Source organism: Streptomyces sp. NPDC094034 (assembly GCF_040303865.1).
GTDB lineage: Bacteria > Actinomycetota > Actinomycetes > Streptomycetales > Streptomycetaceae > Streptomyces.
Map to the genome: position 1 here is coordinate 32,996 of NZ_JBEOUD010000035.1, position 23,847 is coordinate 56,842.

The 23,847-nt window shown below is 69.6% G+C and carries 22 protein-coding genes; 5 read left to right on the plus strand and 17 right to left on the minus strand.

Annotated features, from left to right (window positions below; genetic code table 11):
• Window positions 1–383: 383 nt before the first annotated feature.
• The 3 genes from ABTZ59_RS26830 (at window position 384) to lplAB (ending at window position 3,671) form a co-directional block, all read left to right on the plus strand.
• Window positions 384–959: a polymorphic toxin-type HINT domain-containing protein gene (locus tag ABTZ59_RS26830; RefSeq protein WP_503003721.1), complete on the plus strand. Its 576-nt coding sequence runs from the start codon at window positions 384–386 to the stop codon at window positions 957–959.
• Window positions 960–973: 14 nt separating this feature from the next.
• Window positions 974–1,540, plus strand: a complete 567-nt coding sequence (locus tag ABTZ59_RS26835) for a hypothetical protein (RefSeq protein ID WP_351417849.1) — start codon at window positions 974–976, stop codon at window positions 1,538–1,540.
• 1,075 nt (window positions 1,541–2,615) lie between these two features.
• Window positions 2,616–3,671 carry a lipoate-protein ligase LplAB gene (gene lplAB / locus ABTZ59_RS26840; RefSeq protein WP_351418165.1) on the plus strand — a complete coding sequence of 352 codons (1,056 nt, stop codon included), beginning with the start codon at window positions 2,616–2,618 and terminating at the stop codon, window positions 3,669–3,671.
• Window positions 3,672–3,829: 158 nt separating this feature from the next.
• Here the strand turns inward: lplAB and ABTZ59_RS26845 are convergent, their stop codons facing one another.
• From ABTZ59_RS26845 to ABTZ59_RS26880, 8 genes are all read right to left on the minus strand, one after another.
• Window positions 3,830–5,401: an NCS1 family nucleobase:cation symporter-1 gene (locus ABTZ59_RS26845; RefSeq protein ID WP_351417854.1), complete on the minus strand. Its 1,572-nt coding sequence runs from the start codon at window positions 5,399–5,401 to the stop codon at window positions 3,830–3,832.
• 247 nt (window positions 5,402–5,648) lie between these two features.
• Window positions 5,649–6,650, minus strand: a complete 1,002-nt coding sequence (locus ABTZ59_RS26850; RefSeq protein ID WP_351417857.1) for a TIGR03842 family LLM class F420-dependent oxidoreductase — start codon at window positions 6,648–6,650, stop codon at window positions 5,649–5,651.
• 20 nt (window positions 6,651–6,670) lie between these two features.
• Entirely contained in the window at window positions 6,671–8,077 is a 1,407-nt protein-coding gene (hydA, locus tag ABTZ59_RS26855; protein ID WP_351417864.1) for a dihydropyrimidinase, read from the minus strand.
• A gap of 122 nt (window positions 8,078–8,199) precedes the next feature.
• Window positions 8,200–9,495, minus strand: coding sequence for an aspartate aminotransferase family protein (locus tag ABTZ59_RS26860; RefSeq protein ID WP_351417869.1), 1,296 nt, complete (start codon window positions 9,493–9,495; stop codon window positions 8,200–8,202).
• Entirely contained in the window at window positions 9,492–10,334 is an 843-nt protein-coding gene (locus ABTZ59_RS26865; protein WP_351417873.1) for a nitrilase-related carbon-nitrogen hydrolase, read from the minus strand. The genes ABTZ59_RS26860 and ABTZ59_RS26865 overlap by 4 nt, the downstream gene beginning before the upstream one ends.
• A gap of 294 nt (window positions 10,335–10,628) precedes the next feature.
• Complete coding sequence (locus ABTZ59_RS26870; RefSeq protein ID WP_351417878.1) at window positions 10,629–12,101, minus strand: hypothetical protein; 1,473 nt, start codon at window positions 12,099–12,101, stop codon at window positions 10,629–10,631.
• 193 nt (window positions 12,102–12,294) lie between these two features.
• Complete coding sequence (locus ABTZ59_RS26875) at window positions 12,295–12,681, minus strand: PPOX class F420-dependent oxidoreductase (RefSeq protein ID WP_351417881.1); 387 nt, start codon at window positions 12,679–12,681, stop codon at window positions 12,295–12,297.
• A gap of 87 nt (window positions 12,682–12,768) precedes the next feature.
• On the minus strand, window positions 12,769–13,020 hold the full coding sequence (locus ABTZ59_RS26880) for a helix-turn-helix domain-containing protein (RefSeq protein WP_351417888.1): 252 nt from the start codon (window positions 13,018–13,020) through the stop codon (window positions 12,769–12,771).
• Between the two features lie 64 nt (window positions 13,021–13,084).
• Between ABTZ59_RS26880 and map the strand changes: the two genes are divergently transcribed.
• Window positions 13,085–13,852: a type I methionyl aminopeptidase gene (map, locus tag ABTZ59_RS26885; RefSeq protein ID WP_351417895.1), complete on the plus strand. Its 768-nt coding sequence runs from the start codon at window positions 13,085–13,087 to the stop codon at window positions 13,850–13,852.
• 190 nt (window positions 13,853–14,042) lie between these two features.
• On the opposite strand, the gene ggt is transcribed toward map, so the two are convergent.
• Entirely contained in the window at window positions 14,043–15,863 is a 1,821-nt protein-coding gene (gene ggt, locus ABTZ59_RS26890) for a gamma-glutamyltransferase (RefSeq protein WP_351417900.1), read from the minus strand.
• Window positions 15,864–15,968: 105 nt separating this feature from the next.
• Between ggt and ABTZ59_RS26895 the strand changes: the two genes are divergently transcribed.
• Window positions 15,969–16,691 carry a hypothetical protein gene (locus tag ABTZ59_RS26895; RefSeq protein WP_351417905.1) on the plus strand — a complete coding sequence of 241 codons (723 nt, stop codon included), beginning with the start codon at window positions 15,969–15,971 and terminating at the stop codon, window positions 16,689–16,691.
• A gap of 235 nt (window positions 16,692–16,926) precedes the next feature.
• Here the strand turns inward: ABTZ59_RS26895 and ABTZ59_RS26900 are convergent, their stop codons facing one another.
• The 8 genes from ABTZ59_RS26900 to pcaDC form a co-directional block, all read right to left on the minus strand.
• A complete protein-coding gene (locus ABTZ59_RS26900) occupies window positions 16,927–17,847 on the minus strand; it encodes an amino acid ABC transporter permease (protein ID WP_351417912.1) in 921 nt (306 codons plus the stop codon).
• Window positions 17,844–18,488, minus strand: coding sequence for an amino acid ABC transporter permease (locus tag ABTZ59_RS26905; protein WP_351417921.1), 645 nt, complete (start codon window positions 18,486–18,488; stop codon window positions 17,844–17,846). Before ABTZ59_RS26905 ends, ABTZ59_RS26900 begins: the two co-directional genes overlap by 4 nt.
• Window positions 18,489–18,498: 10 nt before the next feature.
• Window positions 18,499–19,398: a glutamate ABC transporter substrate-binding protein gene (locus ABTZ59_RS26910; protein WP_351417926.1), complete on the minus strand. Its 900-nt coding sequence runs from the start codon at window positions 19,396–19,398 to the stop codon at window positions 18,499–18,501.
• 139 nt (window positions 19,399–19,537) lie between these two features.
• Window positions 19,538–20,281: an amino acid ABC transporter ATP-binding protein gene (locus tag ABTZ59_RS26915; RefSeq protein WP_351417933.1), complete on the minus strand. Its 744-nt coding sequence runs from the start codon at window positions 20,279–20,281 to the stop codon at window positions 19,538–19,540.
• 158 nt (window positions 20,282–20,439) lie between these two features.
• Window positions 20,440–20,880, minus strand: coding sequence for a DUF6278 family protein (locus ABTZ59_RS26920; RefSeq protein WP_351417938.1), 441 nt, complete (start codon window positions 20,878–20,880; stop codon window positions 20,440–20,442).
• A gap of 131 nt (window positions 20,881–21,011) precedes the next feature.
• On the minus strand, window positions 21,012–21,791 hold the full coding sequence (locus tag ABTZ59_RS26925) for an exodeoxyribonuclease III (protein ID WP_351417943.1): 780 nt from the start codon (window positions 21,789–21,791) through the stop codon (window positions 21,012–21,014).
• Window positions 21,792–21,821: 30 nt separating this feature from the next.
• Entirely contained in the window at window positions 21,822–22,454 is a 633-nt protein-coding gene (locus ABTZ59_RS26930; protein ID WP_351417951.1) for an MBL fold metallo-hydrolase, read from the minus strand.
• Between the two features lie 91 nt (window positions 22,455–22,545).
• On the minus strand, window positions 22,546–23,835 hold the full coding sequence (gene pcaDC / locus ABTZ59_RS26935) for a bifunctional 3-oxoadipate enol-lactonase/4-carboxymuconolactone decarboxylase PcaDC (RefSeq protein WP_351417956.1): 1,290 nt from the start codon (window positions 23,833–23,835) through the stop codon (window positions 22,546–22,548).
• Window positions 23,836–23,847: the final 12 nt, after the last annotated feature.

The following is a 23,847-nucleotide window of genomic DNA, read 5'->3' on the forward strand; positions in this document are numbered from 1 at the left end:
CGCACCCTGTGACTGGTGGTGCAAGGCCAAGGGCTGGATGAAGAAGCACGTCACCGTCGTCACCATCGTCACCGAAGTCGTGGTCGGGGTGACCTGCGGAGCCGTCGCGGTCGGCGCCGGCGCGGCGGCCGGCGCGGTCGGCAACGCCCTCGACCCCAAGGCCGACCACAGCCTACGCGTCCGCCGTCGGCAAGGGAGCAGGCGTCGGAGCCGTCGCCTCGGTCGTCGGCGCAGGCGTGGCCAAGGTGGCCGCCAAGGGAGCCAAAGCCGTCGCCTCGAAAATCCTCGGCAAAACAGGCGGCACCAAACCCACATCTGGGGGCTCAGGGGGCTCCACCGGCTGCAAGACCGCGAACAGCTTCACCGGCGACACCCCGGTCCTGATGGCCGAGGGCACGCGCAAACCCATCAAGGACGTGCGAGTCGGCGACAAGGTCCTCGCGACAGACCCCGAAACCGGCGAGACCGGCCCACGCGAGGTCACCGCATTGATCCAGGGATCCGGTGACAAATCCCTGACAGACATCACCATCACCACCGCCGACGGCAAACCCGCCAAGATCACCGCGACCGACGGCCACCCCTTCTGGCTTCCCGCCACCAAGGAGTGGACCGACGCCGGCGACCTCCGACCGGGCCAGTGGCTCCGCACGAGCTCCGGCACCTGGGCCCAGATCACCGCGATCACCCACCGCACGCAGTCCACAACGGTCCACAACCTCACGGTCGACGACCTCCACACGTACTTTGAGCGTGGCGCCGACGGAAAAGTGACACGCTATCAGACCTATAAGGTGAACGATAGGGCTCCCAGCGGATGGCAACAGGGGCCTCGATTCCGTGGAACTGGGGGGACTCATTCCGGAATGGATCCCCCACTGCACTATCCGAAGGGTGGAGGAAAGGCATTTCCGGGCATCGAAGTTCCGGAGAACATTCCTCCAGGATATCTCGAATAATCGAGGAGGCGGTTATGAATGACAATGTTTCGCTGGGAAGCATTCTGCATTGTTCATTTCCAGAGGTTGACTCGCTCGACCCAGTTTCGTACGTCAGCGAAGTCGGGGACGCAGTGCAGGCCCTCGTGTACTCGCGCTTGTTCTGGCCGAAACTTGTAGAGTTCAATGGCGCAGTATTTGTCGCACTCTGGGGAGATGACGAAGCTTATATTTTCCAACGCCTCCATAATTCTTCCGTAGGTAGAGACTGGGCGCCGATGTCATGGACGAGCGTGGTCAACAGCTTCAATGTCTTCGAGGTGCAATATATCTTCCGGCAAGCTAGAGGGGCATGCGAACTTATCGATCAGGCTAATCTAGAGCTTGGTTCCATTCTGATCGAAACATGGCGAGCGCGACTCGCGACTGAATATCCCGAGCGCAACTTCAGAGTGGAATTAGTTGCGGCGGACGAGACCATGGGTTCACGGATCGAGGTAGCCCAAGAATATCCACCCCTTGCATCGCCTGAAGGATGGAGCGACGAGCAGCGCGCGATCATCGTTGATGAGCCGGATCGTTGGCTTGACGGCAGTAGTTGACGGCAAGGCCGGCGTGCAGGTTTCTCGCGCCGCCGGCGGACGGACTCACGGGTACTGCCGGATGCCCCGAACGTCCGCACCGTGAACCCGTGAGCAAGGTGGATATAGCGACCGTAAAGCGGGTTACTAAGGATTGGGTGACTCTGTACCCGGGTTTCGATGCCTGGCGGCCTTTGAGACTGGCTGAGGCGTATTGGCCCTGTGCTTCAAGGGGTCACGCTCGACCGATCCACCTCGGGCGATGCGCACTTCCCGACGGTGCACATTCATGCTCTCACCCGAGAGTTTCCAGTCGTCTCCCTGACTCTTGGCCAGCGTCTCGTCACAAGCTCAGGGGTGCAGGAGGCCGTTGCTTTCTCTCGCCACGAGGAAGGCTACTCTGACGCTGCTATGCGGCTGGCCGAGCAGGCGCGGTTGAGTTTGGATTTGCCGCCGACGATTGAGGACGTCGTCCGAGAGTTGCGCACCTTTGCGGTCTCTCAGCAAGCCCAAGGCGGCCCGCCTGCGGTGAATGAAGTTGAGGTGCGTAGCGCGTCGCGGAGTAGGGCGTTGAAATGCCTGGTGAGCGTGGCGGGTTCTACCGGGTGTCCGTCGACCCGTGTGAAGACGTAGCCGCGCCCTGCCAAGCCCGGCCCGCCTGTTCCTGCTCACGTGCCTGCCGCTGGCGGTGCGACCCGAGCCGGGCCGTCGGCCACCATCTGGTCTGGCTCGCCGATGTCCTCCGTGCGATCGGACAGGCCACCGGCCACCACACACGCGACGTGACGTAGAACTACGAAGTCACACTGGAGTATGAGACGTGGTCTTACAGGACGCCCGCCCCTGGTGACGCCGAGGTGGTCCTCGGCAGGCGGGTCTCGGCGGGACTGCGGTAGCTGCTGCCCGCCAACGAGTGGCCGAGCCCGCTCGACTGGCCCGCGACTGATCCGGGACGGGCTCCCTCACCCTCCCTCACCGCCGACTGCGCACGCGTACGCCCGGTCCGCGGCGGAATGAACCGCCTCGGCGTGAGCGTTTCGGTGAGCGGAGCAGGCATCGGTTCATGGGTGGGCCTGCCGGATCTGGAGGCATGACGGTGCACGGTGAGTACAAGGTCCCCGGCGGCAAGCTCGTCGTGGTCGATCTCGACACGGAGGACGGGCGGCTGCGCCATGTGCGGGTCGCCGGGGACTTCTTCCTGGAGCCCGACGACGCGATCGAGTCGATCGACCGGGCGTTGGAGGGCGCCCCCGCCGACACCGACGCCGCCGCGCTCGCAGCCCGTATCGAGGCGGCGCTGCCGCCCGGCACCGTGATGTACGGGCTCAGCGCCGAGGGCGTCGCCATCGCCGTACGCCGCGCGCTGGCACGCGCCACCGACTGGACGGACTACGACTGGCAGCTGATCCATTCGGCCCCGGAGTCACCCGCCCTCCATATGGCGCTCGACGAGGTCATCACCACCGAGGTCGCCGCCGGACAGCGCCCGCCCACCCTGCGGGTCTGGGAGTGGGCCGCGCCCGCCGTGGTGATCGGCAGCTTCCAGTCGCTGCGCAACGAGGTGGACCCCGAGGGCGCGGAACGCCATGGCATCACCGTGGTCCGCCGGATCTCCGGCGGTGGCGCCATGTTCATCGAGCCGGGCAACACCATCACGTACTCCCTCTCCGTCCCCGACTCCCTCGTCAAGGGCCTCACCTTCGCCGACAGCTACGCCTATCTGGACGACTGGGTGCTGGGCGCGCTCGGCGACATGGGCATCACCGCCTGGTACCAGCCCCTCAACGACATCGCCACCGACGCCGGCAAGATCGCGGGCGCGGCCCAGAAGCGGATCGTGAGCGGTACGGGCGCGGTGCTGCACCACGTCACCATGGCGTACGACATCGACGCCGACAAAATGCTCGATGTGCTCCGCATCGGCCGCGAGAAGCTCTCCGACAAGGGCACCCGGAGTGCGAAGAAGCGTGTCGATCCGCTGCGCCGCCAGACCGGGCTGCCGCGCGAGACCGTCATCGAGCGGATGATCGACTCCTTCCGCGGCCGGTACGGACTGACCACGGGCAAGGTCACCGACGAGGAGATGGCACGGGCCAGGGATCTGGTCGCGACGAAGTTCGCCACCCCGGAGTGGACGGCCCGCGTGCCGTAGGCCCGGTCAGCCCGCCGTAGCCCAGGTCAGCCCCTGCCTCGTAGGCCCGGTCACCCCATGCCCTGTGCCCCGTCAGTCCCCCGACATCCCGGCCCGTAGGCCCCTTCGGTCCCGTCAGTCCCCCGACATCCCCGCCCGCAGGCCCCGTCGGTCCCTCGTCAGGCCCCCGTCAGCCCGTCCTCCCGGCCCGCCCGGCGCCTGGCCGACCCCGGCAGCGTCAGTGCCACATACAGCACCAGCGAAGCCGCCAGGCCGACCGCCCAGCCGTAGTCCGCGAGGGGCTTGAGGAAGGGGATCAGTCCGTCCTCCGGGAACGGGCCCTTCTCCGGCGCCGAGTGGGAGCCGCCCACGGCCAGTACGCCACCGACGACGAAGGCGACGACCGCCCGCGGATTCCAGCCGTTGGCGTACCAGTAGCGGCCGCCGGGGCGGTACAGATCGGCCAGGTCGAGGACGGTGCGCCGGACGATCCAGTAGTCGGCGATCAGGATGCCCGCCACCGTACCGAGCAGACCGCCCACCAGACCGAGCCAGGTGAAGATGTACAACTCGGGGGTGGCGGTGAGCTTCCACGGCATGATGACGACCCCGACCACACCCGTGATCAGCGCGCCCGTACGGAAGTTGATGAGCCTCGGCGCGAGATTGGCGAGGTCGTAGGCGGGCGAGACGACATTGGCGGCGATGTTCACGGAGATCGTCGCGATCAGCACGGTCACCAGCGCGAAGAGCAGGCCGAAGACGTTGTCGGTCTTCGCGGCCAGTTCGACCGGATCCCAGACGGCCGCCCCGTACACCGCCTGCGAGCCCGAGGTGACGAAGACCGAGAGCACCGCGAAGAGGGTCATGGTCGTGGGCAGGCCCAGCGACTGGCCCCAGATCTGGGCGCGTTGGCCCGCGCCGAAGCGGGTGAAGTCGGGGATGTTCAGGGACAGCGTGGACCAGAAGGCGATCATCCCCATCAGGGACGGGAAGAAGACCGGCCAGAAGTCGGCTCCCCAGCCCAGTTCGGACGGCTGGTCGAGCAGCGGTCCGAAGCCGCCCGCCTTGACGGTGATCCAGACCAGCAGCACCAGCGCGCCGACGATCACGAAGGGCGCCGCCCAGTTCTCGAAGCGCCGCAGGGTGTCCATCCCCCGGTAGATGATGGCGAGTTCGAGCGCCCAGAAGAGGACGAAGCAGAGCCAGAGGGTCCAGGGTTGGCCGCCGATCCTCGACGCCTCCGCCCAGCCGCCGAAGACTTTGTCGAGCAGGACGAAGATGCCCTGGCCGCCGATCCAGGTCTGGATCCCGAACCACGCGCAGGCGACCGCCGCCCTGATCAGCGCGGGCAGATTCGCGCCGCGCAGCCCGAAGGAGGCGCGGGCGAGGACCGGGAAGGGGATGCCGTACTTCGGCCCCGCGTGCCCGGTCAGCAGCATCGGGAACAGCACGATCACATTGGCCAGCGCGATCGTGAAGACCGCCTGCTTCCAGTCCATGCCGAGGGTGACCAGCCCGGAGGCGAGCAGCCAGGACGGGATGTTGTGCGCCATCCCGACCCAGAGGGCCGCGAAGTTGTATGTGGTCCAGCGGCGGCGGGCCACCGGTACGGGCAACAGATCCGCGTTGGCGAAGCGGCTGTCGTCGGGGATCGCACCGGGCGGGAGTTCGACCCGGCCCTCGGGGTCGGTCCGCGCGGCGGCGGCTATCGGATCTCCGGGGGAGGCGGGCGGTACGGTCGCGGTCATGGCGGGGACCCTTCGTTCGAGGGCGGATGTCGGGGACGTCGAACGAGGCCGTGCGGGCGGTGGTGGAACACTCGGGCGCGATCGTGCGCGCGCGGTGGTGGAACACTCGGGCGCGATCGTGCGGGCAGTGGCCGACCGGAACAGGAGAGCGCGATCGTGCGCGCAGTGGCCGACCGGAACAGGAGGGCGCGATCGTGCGCGCAGCGGCGGACCGGAACACGAGAGCGCAAGAGCGCCGTCGTGCGGGTCAGTTTTGGAGCGCCGGGATGATCCCGTCTCCGTACGCGTCGATCGTCGCTTCCTTCGCGTCATGCATGGCATAGACGGCGAACTGGTCGACTCCCAGGTCGCGCAGCGCCCTCAGCTTCTCGATATGCGCCTCGGCCGGCCCCAGCAGACAGAACCGGTCGACGATCTCGTCGGGCACGAAGTCCGTGGACGGGTTCCCGGCCCGGCCGTGGTGGCTGTAGTCGTACCCCGCACGCCGCTTGATGTAGTCGGTCAGCGCGTCGGGCACCAGCCCGGAGTGCTCTCCGTACCGGCTCACCAGATCGGCCACATGATTGCCGACCATCCCGCCGAACCACCGGCACTGCTCGCGCGCGTGCGCGATGTCGTCGCCGACATAGGCGGGCGCGGCGACACAGATGGTGAGGGAGTCCGGGTCGCGTCCGGCGTCGGACGCCGCCGTGCGGACCGCCTCGACCATCCACTGCGTGAGAAACGGGTCGGCGAGCTGGAGGATGAAACCGTCGGCCTTCTCCCCCGCCATGGCCAGCGCCTTGGGCCCGTACGCCGCCATCCACACCGGCAGTTTCCCGTCGCGTACCCAGGGCAGGCGCAGCGGCCGGCCGTCGACCATGGCCTCGCGCCCCTCCCCCAGATCGCGGATGACGTCGATGGCCTCGCCGAGCCGGGCCAGTGTGTGGGGCTTACGGCCCGCGACGCGCATCGCGGAGTCGCCGCGCCCGATGCCGCACACGGTGCGGTTGCCGTACATCTCGTTGAGCGTGGCGAAGGTGGAGGCGGTCACCTCCCAGGTCCTGGTGCCCGGGTTGGTCACCATCGGGCCGACGGTCAGTGTGCTGGTGTGCTCCAGGATGCGGCTGTAGATGACGAAGGGCTCCTGCCAGAGCACGGCCGAGTCGAAGGTCCAGCCGTGGGTGAAGCCGTTGCGTTCCGCGCGCCGCATGAGGCCGACGACCGCCGACGCGGGCGGGTCGGTCTGGAGGACGAGTCCGAAGTCCATGGCCTGGTCCTTCCTAGGTCTCAGGTGAGGTACTGGCAGAGGGAGCGGGGGGTGTACTGCCCGTGTCCCGCCCGCCCGGTGAACCGCCGGTTGTCGATGACGAGTTCACCGCGTGAGAGGACGGTCTCCACCCGCCCGGTGATCCGCTTGCCCTCGTACGCGGAGTAGTCCACGTCCATGTGGTGGGTCTCGGCGGAGACGGTCTGTTCGGCGTGCGGGTCGTAGATGACGACATCGGCGTCGGCGCCCGGCGCGATGGTGCCCTTGCGTGGATGGAGACCGAACATCCTGGCCGGGGTGGCGCAGGCGATCTCGATCCAGCGGCGGCGGGTCAACTTCCCCTCGACGACGGCCTGATGGAGCAGATCCATCCGGTTCTCCACGCCCGGCAGCCCGTTGGGGATCTTCGAGAAGTCGCCGCGGCCCATCTCCTTCTGACCCACGAAGCAGAACGGGCAGTGGTCGGTGGAGACCACCTGGAGATCGTTGGTCCGCAGTCCGCGCCAGAGCGCGGCCTGGTGCTCCTTGGGTCGAAGCGGGGTGGAGCAGACGTATTTGGAGCCCTCGAAGTCCGGCTCGGCGAGATTGTCGGTGGAGAGGAAGAGGTACTGCGGACAGGTCTCGCCGAAGACGGGCAGCCCCTTGTCGCGGGCGGCCGCGAGTTCGGCGACGGCCTCCTCGGCGGAGACATGCACGACATACAGCGGCGCCTCGGCGACCCGTGCGAGCTGGATCGCCCGATGGGTGGCCTCGGCCTCCAGCAGGACCTTGCGTACCTCGCCGTGATAGCGCGGGTCGGTGTGTCCCGCGGCCAGGGCCTGTTCGACGAGGACATCGATCGCGATGCCGTTCTCGGCGTGCATCATGATGAGCCCGCCGTTGTGCGCGGCGCGCTGCATGGCGCGCAGGATCTGCCCGTCGTCGCTGTAGAAGACGCCGGGATAGGCCATGAAGAGCTTGAAGGAGGTGATGCCCTCCTGGACGAGGAGGTCCATCTCCTTCAGGGAGCTCTCATTGACATCGGCCATGATCATGTGGAACGCGTAGTCGATGGCGCAGTTGCCGTCGGCCTTGGCGTACCAGGCGTCGAGTCCGGCGCGCAGCGCGTGCCCCGGGGACTGGATGGCGAAGTCCACGATGGTGGTGGTGCCGCCCCAGGCCGCCGCGCGGGTACCGGTCTCGAAGGTGTCGGCGGCGAAGGTGCCGCCGAACGGCATCTCCATGTGGGTATGGGCGTCGACCCCGCCCGGGATCACGTACTTGCCGGTGGCGTCGATCGTCCGGCCGGCGGTCCAGCCCTCGGCCACGTCGGACCCGTGCGCGGCGAGGGCGACGATCCGTCCTTCCTCGATCAGTACGTCGGCGTGGATCTCGTCGGCGGCGGTGATGACGAGTCCGCCGCGAATCAGGGTGCGGGTACTGCTCATGCTGGTGGCGCTCCCTTTCGTACGGTCGGCTCGCCGCGGTCCGGCAGAGCCGGCCACGGCGCTGTTGAAGACCGCGGCTACCGGGGCCTGGAGAGCCCGGCTACGGGTCCTGGAGAGCCCGACTACGCCCCGCGCAGGGCCTGTTCGAGGATCGCGGCGCCCTCTTCCGCCTCGGCGACGGTCAGCGAGAGCGGCGGGGCGATCCGTAGCACGCTGGTGTTGTGGCCACCGCCCTTGCCGATCAACAGACCGCCCTCGCGGGCCGCTTCGAGCACGGCCGACGCCGTCTCGGGGGCCGCCTGGCCGGTGCTCGGCTTGATCAGCTCGATGCCGATCATCAGTCCGCGCCCGCGTACCTCGCGTACGGAGTCGACCCCGGCGCCGATGGCCCGCAGCCGCTCGATGAGCAGTCCGCCGACGCGGCGCGCGTTGCCCTGGAGGTCGTGCTCCAGCAGATACGAGAGATTGGCGAGACCGGCCGCCATCGTGATCGGACTGCCGCCGAAGGTCGAGATCGAGTTGGCGTCAAGGCAGTTCATGATGTCGGCGCGGGCGACGACTCCGCCGATGGACATGCCGTTGCCGATGCCCTTGGCGAAGGTGAGCAGGTCCGGCGGGCCGTTCTCCCCGTGCGCCTGCCAGCCCCAGAAGTGCTCGCCGGTACGGCCCCAGCCGGTCTGCACCTCGTCGCTGATCCACAGGATGCCGTGCCTGTCGAGGACTTCACGGAAGGCGGCGTACAGCCCGTTCGGCGGGGCGGTGAACCCGCCGACGCCCTGCACCGGTTCGGCGATCAGCGCGGCGGGGGTGCGGGTGTGGCCGAGCAGATCTTCCAGATCGGCGACGCACGCCTCGATGAACCGCTCGTCGGTGAGCCCGGCGTACGGGCCCCGGTTGCGGACGCCGCCGTGCACGTACAGCGTCTGGAGCGGCGAGAGGCCGGTGGGCGACCAGCCGCGGTTGCCGGTGACGGAGACGGTGGAGAAGGACCGGCCGTGGTAGCTGTTGCGCATGGCCAGGATCTGGTGGGACCCGCGGTGCGCGGTCGCCAGCAGCAGCGCCGTGTCATTGGCCTCGGTGCCCGAGGTGGTGAAGAAGACCCGGGCGTCCGGGATCCCGGACAGGGCGGCGATCCGCTCGGCGAGTTCGACCATCGGACGGTTGAGATAGAGCGTGGAGGAGTGGATGATCCGCCCGGCCTGCTCGCTCACCGCCTTGGTGACCTCGGGGAGCGCGTGGGCGGTCATGGTGGTGAGGATGCCGCCGAAGAAGTCGAGATAGCGGTTGCCCGCCGCGTCCCAGACATGGCGGCCCTCGCCGTGGGTGATCTCGATGGGCTCGTCGTAGTAGAGCGCGAGCCAGTCGGGGAGTACGGCGCGGTGGCGGTCGTACAGATCGTTCGCGAGCGGACGTGTCACGGCCGCACCAGCCCCTCGTACGCGTCGGGTCGGCGGTCCCGGTAGAACGCCCACTGCTGTCGCACCTCGTCGATCAGGCCGAAGTCCAGGTCCCGTACGACCAGTTCCTCCGCCTTGTCGCTGGCGGGGTCGCCGACGAACTGACCGCGCGGGTCAACGAAGTAGCTCGTCCCGTAGAAGTCGTTGTCGCCGTACTCCTCCTGTCCGACGCGGTTGATCGCGGCGACGAAGTACTCGTTGGCGACGGCGGCGGCCGGCTGCTCCAGCTGCCAGAGATAGCTGGAGAGACCGCGGGAGGTGGCGGAGGGGTTGTAGACCAGTTGCGCGCCGTTCAGCCCGAGCTGGCGCCAGCCCTCCGGGAAGTGGCGGTCGTAGCAGATATAGACACCGACCTTGCCGACGGCCGTGTCGAAGACGGGCCATCCCGCGTTGCCCGGCTTGAAGTAGTACTTCTCCCAGAACCCCTTGACCTGCGGGATGTGGTGCTTGCGGTACTTGCCGAGGTACGAGCCATCGGCGTCGATGACCGCCGCGGTGTTGTAGTAGAACCCGGACTGCTCGACTTCGAAGACCGGGACAACGATCACCATGCCGGTCTCGCGGGCGAGCTCCCGCATCCTCGTGACGGTCGGGCCGTCGGGGACGGGCTCGGCCCACCGGTAGTGCTCGGGCTCCTGCACCTGGCAGAAGTAGGGCGCGTTGAAGACTTCCTGGAACCCGATGACCCGCGCGCCCAGCAGGGCCGCCTCGCGGGCGTGCTCCTCATGCTTGGCGATCATGGATTCGGTGTCGCCCGTCCAGGTCGCCTGGACGAGTGCGGCGCGTACGACTCTGGCCACGAGCTGCTCCTTCGGCGAGGGCGTCGATGAGCTCTACGCACGTAGACACGGTGCGTAGGAGGAGAACGTAAGCCCCGTCTCACACTGGGGCAAGACCATCGCCGTTAACCAGCAGAGTCGATCAAGTTTCACACCCGAGCGGTCGACATTGGGCAAGACGCATCAATCGATCAGGCCCAGGGCCCGTCCCGATCGACGACCGGGGCCGGTCCGCGCACCTCCGGGGCCGATCCCGGTCGAGCGCCGGGGCCGGTCCGCTCACCCCCGGGGCCGGTCCGCTCGCTTCGGGGCCGGTCAGGTGGCGACGATCCCCGCCACCCGCAGGGCATGTACGAGATCGCGCTCACGGGCCACCGAGACCGCACGGGCGGCGTCGATCAGCTGCGGGACCAGCCGGCGCGGATCGGATACGGCGATCCGCACCGCGTCCTCGGGGGCACGGGCCTGGACGAAGGCGCTCAGCAACGCGTGCGACTCGTGCACGCGGCCCGCCTCGCCGAGTGCGAGTACGGCGTCGCCGATCTCCTCCGCGGGGCGGGAGACACCCTGGCGCAGCAGTTGCCCGCAGTCACCGTCCCGGCCCGCGGCGGCGAGCGCCCCGGCCGCGGCGGCCAGCCGCGCGGGCGGCAGGAAGGCCGCTTCCCAGAGCAGTTCGGCCCAGTCGGCGCCGAGTCCGGCGCGGTGCAGTTCGGCGGCGAGCAGCGGGAACTGCTCCGGGGGCCGGCCCGCGGCTTCGCAGAGCACGACATGCGCCTCACCGGTCCTGCCTTCGGCGCGCAGCCGGATCAGCGTGGCGACTGTCTCGGCGGCGGCCCGCAGATCCGCCGCGGAGTGCCGGGGCGCGGCCGGCGCGACGGGAGCGGCGGGCGCGCCGCCGAAGCGGGCCCCACGCGGGGAGGCGGGGGCGGACGGAGGTGGTACGGGGAGCGCGGGCGCGGGCGCCGCCGCGTCGATGTCGTCGGTGTCGTCGACTTCGAGCCCGGCGAAGCGGGCGCCACGGGGCCTCCGCCGGGGCGCGGGCGCGCGCTTCTTCTTCCCGCCAGGCTCGGGAGCGGGTTGGGGAGCGGCTTGGGAAGCGGCGGGGTCGGGGGCCTCGGGGTCGGGTTTCCCCCCGGGTCGGCCCCGGTCCGCCGGGGCGCCTGTGGACGTGGCGCCGGGCGACTCGGCGGGCCCCCCGCCGGACAGCTCATCAGGTATCCCGCCCGGCCTCCCCGCGCCGGGCCTCTGTACGGCCGGCCGGTCGAAGACCGAGGGCTCCTCCGCGCGGAACCAGCTGTCCGGGGCCGGTGGGCGCACGGGCCCGGTGGCGCGGGCCGGTGGCGCCAACGACTCCAGCCGGGCCCGGAGTTCGGCGCAGCGCGCGGAGGCACGGGCGTGGTCGTCGCGGATCCAGGCAAGGTCGTGGGCGAGCTGTTCGGCCCGGGGCGTGCGCTCCGGAGTGGTACCGAGCAGCCGGACCAACTCCTCGGCCCGGCCCGCCGCGTGCACCTGCTCACGCACCATCAGCCGCAGCCGCTCGGACAGCGCCTCCGGACCGCCGGGGCGGCGGTCGTAAGCGGTGGCGGACGCCGTATGGAGCCGACCCGCCCGCTCGGTCTCGGCGGCCACCATCCGGTCGTCGCGTCCGGAGGCGAAGTCCTGGAGCAGCGAATCCACCACGTCCCAGGGCGGCACCTCGGCACCGTCGAAGCAGGCTCGCAGACCATCGGGGTCACGGCGGCGGAAGACTCCGTACCAGCCACCCTCCGGATCGAGGAGGGACGTCAAGTCCCTTAAGTACCGGGCGAACGCCCCGATCTCCGCTGGAAGTTGACGCACCGCCATCGCAGGCCCCGTTCCTCCCCCGCCGTGCTCCGCCGAAGGGAGCCCTCCGGTCCGCTGGCATTCGACCTCAGTCGTGTTACAGCGCGGCTACGGACTGTTTTCCGGCGCGGTTCGGGTGCCTCACCGGGCCACGGGGTCAGAAGGTGACGGCGATGCCGGTGTGGAGGCGCTTGCCGCGCCGAACGACCCTGGCAGGCCGGTCGATCAGCCAGAACTGCCAGGTGTACTTGCGGGTGAGCAGCTTGCGGATGCGCTCCAGCGCCGCCGGCTCCTCAAGCAGCCGCGCACTGCCCTCGGCGCTCGGCGCACCCTGCGCGATCCGGCCGCGCGCATCACACGCCGTCACCACGACGCGGCTGTTGTTACGGATCCGCTTGACCTTCCAGGCGTCGGACCTGGTCCAGATGAGCAGTTCGCCGTCGTCCACCGCGTGCCAGACGGGGGTGGCGACGGCCGTGCCGTCCTTGCGGTAGGTGGTGAGGCTGACATAGCGGCTACGGCCGAGTGCGTCGAGGGTCGTCACGGGCGGGAGACTACGCGGTCCCCGCCCTCCTCGTCAGCCCGGATCACCCGTGACCGCGCGAGAGACCGGCCCGTGACCGGACCGGGATCAGGCCGGCACCAGCACGCAGCTCGCGGCGATCTCGTCCATCGACAGCCCCAGCGCCCCGGCCAGCGCCGCGACGGTGAAGAAGGCGGGCGTCGGCGCCCTGCCGGTCTCGATCTTGCGCAAGGTCTCGGCGGAGAGCCCGGCGACCGCGGCGACCTCCACCATGCTGCGCGAGCCACGCGCCTCACGGAGCAGCCGACCGAGCCGCTCGCCGCGCTCGTGCTCTTGGGGAGTGAGTGGACTACGTACCATGCCGTCATTGTAATACCGCCGCACAAGGGTGCCCGGATCCCCGGCGACCGGTATAGTTATTGGAATGGTGGAGATCAAGACCGATGCGTCCCTGGACGCCATGCGCGCCGCCGGCCGGGTCGTCGCACAGGCACTGACGGCGGTACGGGAAGTGGCGGCCGTGGGCACCAGCCTGCGCGCGCTCGACGAGACCGCCCGCGCGGTCCTGCGCGAGGCGGGTGCCGGTTCGCCGTTCCTCGACTATCACCCCGACTGGGCGCCCACACCCTTCCCCGCCGTCATCTGCGCCTCGGTCAACGACGCGATCGTGCACGGCATCCCCGACGGCTACCGGCTGCACGACGGCGATCTGGTGAGCATCGACTGCGGCGCGGAGCTGGCCGGCTGGGTCGGCGACGCGGCGATCAGCTTCACGGTCGGCCGGCCCCGCCCGGACGACGTACGGCTGATCGACACGGCCAACGAGGCACTGGAGGCCGGAATCGCGGCGGCAGTCGTCGGCAATCGGATCGGCGACATCGCCCATGCGATCGGCCGCGTCTGCCGCCGCGCGGGCTACGGCATCCCCGAAGGCTTCGGCGGCCACGGCGTGGGCAGGACGATGCACGAGGACCCGGGCGTGCCCAACGAGGGCCGCCCGGGGCGGGGGATGCCGCTACGGCACGGCATGGTGCTGGCGATCGAGCCGATGCTGATCAGCAGTGGCACCGACCGGCACTTCACGGCCCACGACGGCTGGACGATCCGCACCCTGGACTCCAGCCGCGCGTCCCACGCGGAACACACGGTCGCGATCACCGACGAGGGACCGAGGATCCTGACGGCGCTCTGAGCACATGAGCGCGCGAGCCACATGAGTGCGCGGGCCACATGAGTGCGCGGGCCACATGAGCGCGAGCACATGGGGCGCACGGAACCGCCGGACCGCACGGAACAAGGGCGCGCGACGGCCCCGGGGCCCGCCCCGGCCGGTAGGCCGGCGGGGCGGGGCCCAGGGGCCGGGAGTCGTTCCGTACGCCCTGCTACTTGCCGTCCGGGCGCACCACCATCGCCGAGCCGCCGCCCCTGCGGACCTTCTCGGCCGCGGCCTGCCAGCGGCCGTCCGGCAGTCGCTGTACACCGGTCGCCGCGCCGATCTCCGGGTTCTGGGTGAAGACATGGCCCAGCGCCTCAAGCTGTTGGCGCACCGGGCTGTTCCAGAGGCCGGGCTCCAGTTCCGTGGCCGCCGCGTTGCGCTGGCTGGCCCGGGGCGCCGCGATCGCGTCGACGAGCGGCAGACCGCGGTCCAGCCGGCCGGTCAGCGTCTGGAGCACGGTGGTGATGATCGTCGCGCCGCCCGGTGAGCCGATCGCCAGGACCGGCCGGTCCTTCGAGTCCAGCACGATCGTCGGGGAGATCGACGAGCGCGGGCGCTTGCCCGGTCCCGGCAGGTTCGGGTCGTGGACGGCCGGGTTCGCCGGGGCGAAGGAGAAGTCCGTCAGCTCGTTGTTGAGCAGGAAGCCCCGGCCCGGCACGGTGATCGCGCTGCCGCCCGTCGACTCGATGGTCAGCGTGTAGGCGACGACATTGCCCCACTTGTCGGCCGCCGTGAGATGCGTGGTGTTCTCGCCCTCGAAGGTGGTCGGCGCCGCCGTCCCGCCGCGCCCGCACGGCGTGGGATCGCTCGGATCACCGGGCGCCAGCGGGCTCTTGAGGACCGCGTCGTCCTTGATCAGACAGCCGCGCGCGTCCGCGAAGCGCTGCGACAGCAACCCCTTGGTCGGTACGTCCTCGAAGGCCGGGTCGCCCACCCAGCGGCCCCGGTCCGCGAAGGCGATCCGGCTCGCCTCGATGAACCGGTGCAGATACCGCGCCTCGGTCGCCTTCGAAAGGTCCGTACGCTCAAGGATGTTGAGCGCCTCGCCGACGCTCGTACCGCCCGAGGACGACGGCGCCATGCCGTACACGTCGAGTCCCCGGTACGAGACCTTGGTCGGCGCCTGCGTCTTCGTGCGGTAACCGGAGAGATCGCGGGTGGTCAGATCGCCGGGGCGGGCGTTGCGGCCGGAGTCCGGGTTCACGGGGGGCTTGCGTACGGTACGGACGATGTCGCGGGCCAGCTCGCCCTCGTAGAGCGAGCGGGTGCCGGTACGCCCCAACTCCCGGTAGGTACGGGCCAGATCGGCGTTCTTGAAGGTGGATCCGACGACCGGCAGCTGTCCCCCGGGCAGGAAGAGTTCGGCGGTGTCGGGGAAGTCGGCGAACCGCGCCTGGTTCGACTGGGTCTGCGCGCGGAAGGTGGCGTCGACGACGAAGCCGTCCTTCGCCAGCCGCTCGGCCGGCGCCAGCAGTTGGGAGAGCGAGCGGCTGCCCCAGGCGTCGAGAGCGCTGTTCCAGGTGGCGGGGGTCCCCGGCGTACCGACGCTCAGACCACTGGTCACGGCGTCCGCGAAGGGCAGCGGTTTGCCGTTCTCCAGGAAGAGCGAGCGGTCGGCCGAGGCGGGAGCGGTCTCGCGGCCGTCGATGGTGTGTACGGTACGGGACTTGGCGTTGTAGTAGACGAAGTAGCCGCCACCGCCGATACCCGCGGAGTACGGCTCGGTGACGCCGAGCGCGGCGGCCGTGGCCACGGCCGCGTCCACGGCGTTGCCGCCGTTCCTGAGCACCTCGATACCGGCGGCCGAGGCATCGGCGTCGACGCTCGCGACCGCGCCCCCGTATCCCGTCGCCACCGGTGTCTTGGCCGGCGGACGTGCCTGTGCGCCGCTCGTCCCCGAGACCGAGGGTGGCGCGCACGCGCCCACCGAGAGCAAGGCCGCGGCAACGGCCGACAACGACACATTCCGCGCAGCGGAGCGACGCATCCGTACCTCCAGTCGAGAACTGTGCGCGCAGCGTAACGCCGACGCCCCCGCTTCGTCAGGACCGTCTCGAACCGCGTTCGCCTCGTCCCGCTACGATGCGCGCCCATGAATGACGACATACGCAACATCGTGCTCGGCGTAGTCGCCGCCGGTGTCAGCGCTTCCCTGGGCTGGCTCGCCCGTACCTATCTCTGGCGCCGCAGGCTCCGCCGCAAGCAGGCGTTCTTCGGTCTGCCCGGAAACTCCGAATGTCTGCTGGTCGTCAATCGTGAGGCGGGCAGCGACGGGGCCGTCCACCGCTACGACGTCTCCGCTCTGCTGGAGCTGGCCGCGCTGATCAAGGACTGCGGGGCGCACGCGGAGATCGTCCAGCACGACTCGGCGCGCCAGGGCTTCGGGGAGCGTACGGAATTCTGCCTCGGCGGGCCGTACTCGAATCGGCGGATGGCCGCGCATCTGGGCTCACTGCTGCCCGGTGTGAAGGTCGACACCAGTACCGAATCCGGGCCGGACCGGGGCTCGTTCCAGATCGGCTCCGAGCGCTACCGCGCGGAGGTGGGCGTCACCGAGTACGTCCTGCTGGCGCGGCTCACCGCCGGTGAGGGGGCACGGCCGGTCTTCCTCTTCTGCGGCCAGCGGGCGATCACCAACCAGGCGGCCACGCGCTATCTGTTCCGCCATCACGAGAAGCTGGCCCGCAAACACGGCGGTAACTCGTTCTGTCTGCTGCTGAAGGTGGTCAACTCGGCGGCGTACGGGCCCGATGTGGTGGAGCTGGTCGCGGATGTGACGCGGGCGGCCCACGAACCGCTCCCCGCCGCCGCGTGAGCGACGGAGGCGCGTGAGCAGCGGAGGCTGGTGAGCGACGGAGGCGCGTGAGCAGCGGGGGCTGGTGAGCGACAGCGGCCGGTGAGTGACCTCGCGTGCCAAGTGGCCCGCCCGCCGGGCGCGCTCCCGGCTGGAGCACAACCCGACCGGCGCGCAGCTGACCTTCTTCCCGTCCGTACGAGATCCGTACGAGAAGTGATCTCCGGCTGCCGCCGGACGGGCCACTGCCCCTGAGCTACTGCCCGCCCGGCAGCAGCGTCCCTGGGGAGGCCGGGGCGACGCCCGCGGCCTCGGTTCTCGGGTTGCGCCGCTGCCGCCCGGCCAGCCAGTGGGCGAACCAGGAGAGCAGCATGCACATCCCGATGTAGATCGGTGAAATCACCATCACCACAGGGATGAACGGCAAATCGTAGTCGAGATTCGAGGCGATGAGCTTTCCGGCATGGAGGAACTCCTCATAGGTGATCAGATAGCCGAGTGATGTGTCCTTGAGAGCGACCACCAGCTGGCTGATGATCGTGGGCAGCATGGCGCGGACCGCCTGCGGCACCAGCACGTACGTCATGACCTGCGTCTTGCGCATGCCGAGCGCGTACGCCGCCTCCCGCTGACCGCGCTCCACCGAGTTGACTCCGGTACGGAACACCTCGGCGAGCACGGAGCCGTTGTAGAGCGTCAGTCCCGCCACCAGCGCGGGCAGCGCCTGCACCTTCAGCGCCACGAAGATGAAGAAGATCATCACCAGCACGGGCATGGCACGGAAGAACTCGACCAGTGCGGTGGCCACCCAGCGCACCGGCCGATGCTCGGAGAGCCGGCCACAGGCGAGGGCCGCGCCGAGTACGAGCGAGAGCACCGCCGCGTACGCGAAGGCCTTGAGGGTGTTGCCGAGGCCGCGCAGCAGCAGATCCTGGATGCCCTGGTACTCGAAGGGGGACCATTTGGTGGCGGTGAACTGGTCGGTGGCGAAGAGGAGATAGAGCAGCCAGCCGAACAGCGCGGCGACCGCCGCCGTCGCCAGCACGCCGTACCAGCGGTGCCGCCGCTCCGTCCGGGGCCCCGGGAAGTCGTACAGCGCGGTCGACTCGCTCCGGGACGTCTTCGTCGTCCGCGTCGTCCGCGCGGGCTCCGGTGTCTTCGAGGCCGTCGAGGTCATCGGGCGACTCCCCAGTGCTTCTCCATGACGTGGAACAGCGCACTGATGGACAGGGTGATGATCAGATAGCCGACGGCGATCCAGACGAAGGTCCAGACGATGCTGTAGCCCATCTCGTTCAGGCTCTTGTACGTGCCGAGCAGCTCGGTGACGCTGAACGCCCCCGCGATCGCCGAGTTCTTGGCGAGGGCGATCAGGGTGGAGCCGATGGGCGGGATGACCGAACGGAACGCCTGCGGCAGGACGATACCGCTCAGGGTCTGCCCGAAGGTCATCCCGAGGCTGCGGGCCGCCTCACCCTGCCCCTTGGGCACGGTGTTGATGCCCGAGCGCAGCACCTCGCAGATGAACGCGGAGGTGTAGCAGCCGAGCGCGAGGACCGCGAAGAGCTGGAAGGGCAGGACGAGACCGAAGCGCGGCAGCCCGAGGACGACCGCGAAGAAGAGCAGCGTCAGGGGGGTGTTGCGCAGGACGGTGACCCATGCGGTGCCCAGCGCCCGCAGGGCGCGGACCGGCGCGACCCGGAAGGAGGCCATCACGAACCCGAGTGCCAGCGCGAGCAGCGAGGCGTAGACCGTCAGCTCGACCGTGCCGAGGAAGCCCTTGCCGTAGAGGGTGAGGTTGTCGGTGAGTACGTCCATGGCTCCTGCCTCAGCTCGCCGGGTAACGGTCGATCGGCGGGGGCGGGGTGGCCCGGCGCCCGGAGAGGCCGAGGGTCGCGTCGTACGCCTTCTGCCAGTTGCCGTTCCTCTCGTTGGCCGCGAGGGCGTCGTCGAGCGCGAGGCGCAGCGCGTTGTCGTCGCGCGGGACACCGATGCCGTAGGGCTCCTTCGAGAAGGGCTTGCCGACCACCTTGAGTTCGCCGGGCGCCTTGGCCGCGTAGCCCTGGAGGATGGTGTCGTCCGTGGTGACGGCATCGACCTGGTAGGTCAGCAGATTGTCCACACAGGCGGAGTACGTGTCGTAGCCCACGAGTTGAATGCGCGGGTAGTCCCGCTGGATCCGCTGGTACGGGGTCGATCCCGCGGCCGAGCAGACGCGTCTGCCGTCGAGGTCCCGCGGCCCGTGGATGTCGTGCTCGTCCGTCCTCACCAGCAGCGACTGCCCGGCCATGTAGTACGGGCCGGCGAATCCGACGAGCTTCTTGCGGTTCTCATTGATGGTGTACGTGCCGACGTAGTAGTCGATCTGCCCGTTCTGCAGGGCGGTCTCCCGGTTCGCGGAGGCGATCGTACGGAAGCGGATGGTCTTCGGATCGAAGCCCAGGGACGCCGACATCATTCTGGCGATCTCGATGTCGAAGCCGGAGTAGACGCCGGTGGCCGGGTCCTTCTCCCCCATGTACGGCTGGTCCTCCTTGGCACCGACGATCAGATACCCACGCCGCTTCGCCGCGGTCCAGGTCGGTGACTCGGGCAGCCGGAACTCGGTGTTCACCTGATAGTGGGGCAGCGTGTCGGCCCGCGGGCCCTTCACGGGCGGGCTGCCCGGCTTTCCGCAGCCCGCGGCGAGAGCGGCCGGCAGGGCGAGCAGGAGGGACAGGAGCGCCATGAGGGTTCTCGCCGCGAGGGTTCTCCTCGTACACGGTGCGCGACTCGTACGCGGTGCGAGACCTGTACGCGGTGCGCGCCCGGTACGCGGTACGCGACCTGCACGCGGTACGCGACCGGGGATCATGGACCGCACCCCCTCAGTGCTTGAGGATCTTGGAGAGGAAGTCCTTCGCCCGATCGCTCTCCGGCGCGGTGAAGAAGTCCTCCGGGGTGCGGTCCTCGACGATGCGGCCGTCGGACATGAAGACCACGCGGTTGGCGGCGGAGCGGGCGAAACCCATCTCATGAGTGACGACGACCATCGTCATGCCCTCGCGGGCGAGTTGCCGCATGACTTCGAGCACCTCATTGATCATCTCCGGGTCGAGCGCCGAGGTGGGTTCGTCGAAGAGCAGGGCCTTGGGGTCCATGGCGAGCGCGCGGGCGATGGCGACGCGCTGCTGCTGACCGCCGGAGAGCTGCGCGGGCAGCTTGTCGGCCTGGGAGACGAGTCCCACGCGGTCGAGCAGTTCCCGGGAACGCCGGTCGGCGTCCTCCTTCTTGCGCTTGCGGACCTTGATCTGCGCGAGCGAGACATTGTCCAGCACGGTCCGGTGCGCGAAGAGGTTGAACGACTGGAAGACCATGCCCACTTCCGCGCGGAGCCGGGCGAGCCCGCGGCCCTCGGCCGGCAGGGGCGTTCCCTCGATGGTGATCAGGCCCGACTCGATCGTCTCCAGCCGGTTCATGGTCCGGCAGAGCGTGGACTTCCCGGAGCCGGAAGGGCCGATGACCACGACCACTTCCCCGCGGGCGACCGTCAGATCGATGTTCTGGAGGACATGCAACGGTCCGTAGTACTTGTTGACGCCCCGCAGCTCGATCAATGAATCGACGGCCATACGCTGCCCCACCCACTCCCGGCTGTGTCGAAGTCAGCGCAAACTATCCAGCCGGACAAGGGACTTCGTGCTCGACACGCACATGTGGGGCATAAGCCGTATTTACTGCACAGGACGACATACCGCACCGGAGGACTGACCGCGCGGAAGGCCGAGGGTCAGGCTTCCGCGGCCTCCGCGTAGACCTGGGACAGCTCGGGCGCTCCGGTCGCCGCCCAGTCGAGACCGGATTCGACGACCGGGATCTCGCGCCCGGAGACGAGGCGCACCACGGGATGTCCGCCGGGCCAGATGTGCCAGAGCGCGCCGGGCACCGTACGGACGATCACCGTGCCCAGATACAGCCCCGCGTCGTTGCCCAGCCAGGGCAGTTCCTCGGGGTCGTCGCGCCAGCGCGGTGGCAGTTGGTCGAGGGCCTCCAACGAGGCCGGGGAGTCGTCCAGTTCAAGACCGTTCTCCCCCGCCCGGGCACGCAGCAGCTCGCACTCGGCGAGCAACTCGGCCACACCCTCCGGGTCGCCGTCGACGACGGAGGCGAGCGAGGCCGCGTCCTCGCCGTCGTGCCGCTTGCGCCAGTTGTCCAAGAAGGGGATGTTCATACCGCTCAGCGTGCCATTCCGCTTGCCGACGCACCATAGGGCGCGCGGACCGGTTGGCGGGCCGCGGAGGGTGCGGACCGCGGAGCGCGCGGACGCGCGGACCGGAGAGGGCACGGACCGGAGAGCCGTCCTCAGACGTCGATGTCCACGACGACGGGGGCGTGGTCCGAGGCGCCCTTGCCCTTGCGCTCCTCGCGGTCGACATAGCTGTCCTTGACCGCGCCCTCGAACGGCGTGTTGCCGTAGACCAGGTCGATACGCATGCCCTTGTTCTTCGGGAAGCCCAGCTCGCGGTAGTCCCAGTAGGTGTACGGGCGGTCGTACTTGAGCGGGCGTGGCACCACGTCGGAGAGCCCCTGCTCGCGCAGCGCGGCGAGCGCCGCACGCTCGGCGGGGGTGACATGCGTGGCACCCTCGAAGCGGGACAGGTCCCACACGTCCTCGTCGGCCGGGGCCACATTGAAGTCACCGAGCACCGCGAACGGCCGCGCGCCCGCCGCGTCGTCGGTCACCGCCGCGCGCAGCGCCTCCAGCCAGCGCAGCTTGTACGCGTAATGGTCATGGCCGACCTCGCGGCCATTGGGCACGTACACCGACCAGAGGCGGACGGGGCCGCAGGTCGCGGAGATCGCGCGCGGCTCGGTCACGCCCTCGTACTCCGGTCCGCCGGGCAGCCCCCGGACGATGTCCGTCAGGCCGGCCCGGGAGATCACCGCCACCCCGTTCCACCGTCCGGTGGCGTTGACCGCCGATTCGTAGCCCAGCTCACGGAGCTGTTCGGCGGGGAACTGCTCCTCCGTGCACTTGGTCTCCTGGACGCACAGCACGTCCGTACCGGTGCTCTCCAGCCAGGCCAGCAGCCGGGGCAGCCGGGCAGTGATCGAATTGACGTTCCAGGTCGCGATGCGCATGCGGGACAGCCTATCGGCGGGGTCCGACAGTCACAGTTCGACGGAGCGCCCCGGGGCGAGCCTGCCGTGCTCCGCGCCGCCCAGACCGCCGATCTGGGTGTCGTAGATGGGCCGGGCCAGCTCCGTGATCAGCGCGTCGTGGACATCGAAGGAGCGCCGCGGCTTGACCTCGCGTACGTACTCGATCACCTCGGAGATCTTGTTCCAGGGCGCCTGTACGGGCAGCAGCAGCGTCTCGACGGGCTGGTCGGGGACGGTCAGCGCGTCGCCGGGGTGGAAGACCGAGCCGTCCACGAGATAGCCGACATTGGTGATCCGCGGGATGTCCGGGTGGATCACCGCGTGCAACTCGCCGTGGACCTGGATGTCGAAACCGGCGGCGGAGAACGTGTCGCCGTGGCCGACCGTGTGGACGCGCCCTGGGTAGGCGGCGGAGATCTGGTCGGCGACGCTGCGCAGCGTCCACAGCTCGGCCGCCGGGTTGGCCTCAAGGCCGGCCCGCAGATGCCCCTCGTGGAAGTGATCGGGGTGCTCGTGGGTGACCAGGATGGCGTCCGCGCCGGTCGTGGCATCGTCCTCGGTGTAGGCACCGGGGTCGATGACGAGCGTACGGCCGTCCTTCTCCAGCCGGACACAGGCGTGCGTCTTCTTGGTGAGCCTCACCGCTGACCGCCTCCCTCGCTGTCGGTGCCGCTGTAGGTGCGTTGTCGGTGCTGGTGTCGGTGCCGGCGCATGAGCGCACACCGCCATCCTGCTACGTCTCGGGCGTGGTCTCCTCTTGGATCACGGTCCGCGCCACCCGGAACGCCGTGTTCGCGGCCGGGACCCCGCAGTACACGGCCGTCTGGATCAGCACTTCCTTGATCTCGGCGGGGGTGAGGCCATTGCGCAGCGCCGCCCTCGTGTGGAAGGCCAGCTCCTCCAGATGGCCGCCCGCGACCAGCGCCGTCAGCGTCACGGCGCTGCGGGTGCGGCGGTCAAGGCCCTCCCTGGTCCACACCTCGCCCCAGGCGTAGCGGGTGATCAGCTCCTGGAAGTCGCCCGTGAAGTCGTCGGCGGCCATGGCACGGTCCACATGGGCGTCGCCCAGGACCTGTCGGCGCACCCGCATGCCCGCCTCGTACGGGTCGGGCCGCCCGGCGGTCACGGCCTGGGGCTGCTCGACGGGGGCGATCTCGGCGATCGGGCCGACCGTCGCCGAGAGTGAGGGCACGGGGCCCCGGTCGGGCAGGACGGTGAGGCCGGTGGAGGTGTCGGACGGGTTGTACCAGGCGGTGGAGAAGTGGTGGACGAGCAGATCCGTGACGGCGGCGGGCCGCTCGACGGGCGCCAGATGGGAGGCTCCGGGCACCAGCGCGAGCCGGGCGTCCGGTATCCCCGCGACCAGCGTGCGCGCCTCGGCGGGCCCGGTGACATGGTCCTCGGCGCCGACCAGCACCAGGGTCGGTACGGTGATACGGCCCAGCTCCGCCCGGATGTCGAAGGCGGCCAGCGCCTCACAGGAGGCGATATAGCACCCGGGGTCGGTGGTACGGACCATCTGGACGGCCCATTCGACGATGGCGGGCTGCGCGGCGGCGAAGCCCGGGGTGAACCAGCGTTCGGGCGCGCTGCGGGCCATCGGGTCGAGCCCGTTCGCACGGACGATCACCCCGCGCTGCCGGAACTCGTCGGCCGTCCCGAACCGGGGCGAGGCCGCGACCAGCGCGAGCGAGGCGATCCGGTCGGGACGGCGCAGCGCCAGCTCGGCGCCGATGGCTCCGGCGATGGAGCAGCCCACATAGCCGAACCGCTGCACGCCGATCTCGTCGAGGGTGGCCAGCAGCCGTTCCGTCAGCTCGGGGACGCTGGTCGCGGGGTGCGCGGGGGCGCCGCCGTGACCGGGCAGGTCGAAGCGGAACACCCGCCACTGGCGGGCCAGCTCGGGCACCTGGCGATCCCACATGTGCCAGGTCGTTCCGAGGGAGGGGCCCAGGATCAGAATGGGTGCGTCTTCCGGCCCGTCCATGCGGTATTGCAGGGTCTTCGGCAGTGTCTCGCTCACCCTCAGACCCTC

Coding starts and splice junctions, on each gene's coding strand:
- ABTZ59_RS26830 (WP_503003721.1), top strand. CDS start 384: ATGGCCGAGGGCACGCGCAAACCCATCAAGGACGTGCGAGTCGGCGAC.
- ABTZ59_RS26835 (WP_351417849.1), top strand. CDS start 974: ATGAATGACAATGTTTCGCTGGGAAGCATTCTGCATTGTTCATTTCCA.
- ABTZ59_RS26845 (WP_351417854.1), bottom strand. CDS start 5,401: ATGACCGCGACCGTACCGCCCGCCTCCCCCGGAGATCCGATAGCCGCC.
- ABTZ59_RS26850 (WP_351417857.1), bottom strand. CDS start 6,650: ATGGACTTCGGACTCGTCCTCCAGACCGACCCGCCCGCGTCGGCGGTC.
- hydA (WP_351417864.1), bottom strand. CDS start 8,077: ATGAGCAGTACCCGCACCCTGATTCGCGGCGGACTCGTCATCACCGCC.
- ABTZ59_RS26880 (WP_351417888.1), bottom strand. CDS start 13,020: ATGGTACGTAGTCCACTCACTCCCCAAGAGCACGAGCGCGGCGAGCGG.
- map (WP_351417895.1), top strand. CDS start 13,085: ATGGTGGAGATCAAGACCGATGCGTCCCTGGACGCCATGCGCGCCGCC.
- ggt (WP_351417900.1), bottom strand. CDS start 15,863: ATGCGTCGCTCCGCTGCGCGGAATGTGTCGTTGTCGGCCGTTGCCGCG.
- ABTZ59_RS26895 (WP_351417905.1), top strand. CDS start 15,969: ATGAATGACGACATACGCAACATCGTGCTCGGCGTAGTCGCCGCCGGT.
- ABTZ59_RS26900 (WP_351417912.1), bottom strand. CDS start 17,847: ATGACCTCGACGGCCTCGAAGACACCGGAGCCCGCGCGGACGACGCGG.
- ABTZ59_RS26905 (WP_351417921.1), bottom strand. CDS start 18,488: ATGGACGTACTCACCGACAACCTCACCCTCTACGGCAAGGGCTTCCTC.
- ABTZ59_RS26910 (WP_351417926.1), bottom strand. CDS start 19,398: ATGGCGCTCCTGTCCCTCCTGCTCGCCCTGCCGGCCGCTCTCGCCGCG.
- ABTZ59_RS26915 (WP_351417933.1), bottom strand. CDS start 20,281: ATGGCCGTCGATTCATTGATCGAGCTGCGGGGCGTCAACAAGTACTAC.
- ABTZ59_RS26920 (WP_351417938.1), bottom strand. CDS start 20,880: ATGAACATCCCCTTCTTGGACAACTGGCGCAAGCGGCACGACGGCGAG.
- ABTZ59_RS26925 (WP_351417943.1), bottom strand. CDS start 21,791: ATGCGCATCGCGACCTGGAACGTCAATTCGATCACTGCCCGGCTGCCC.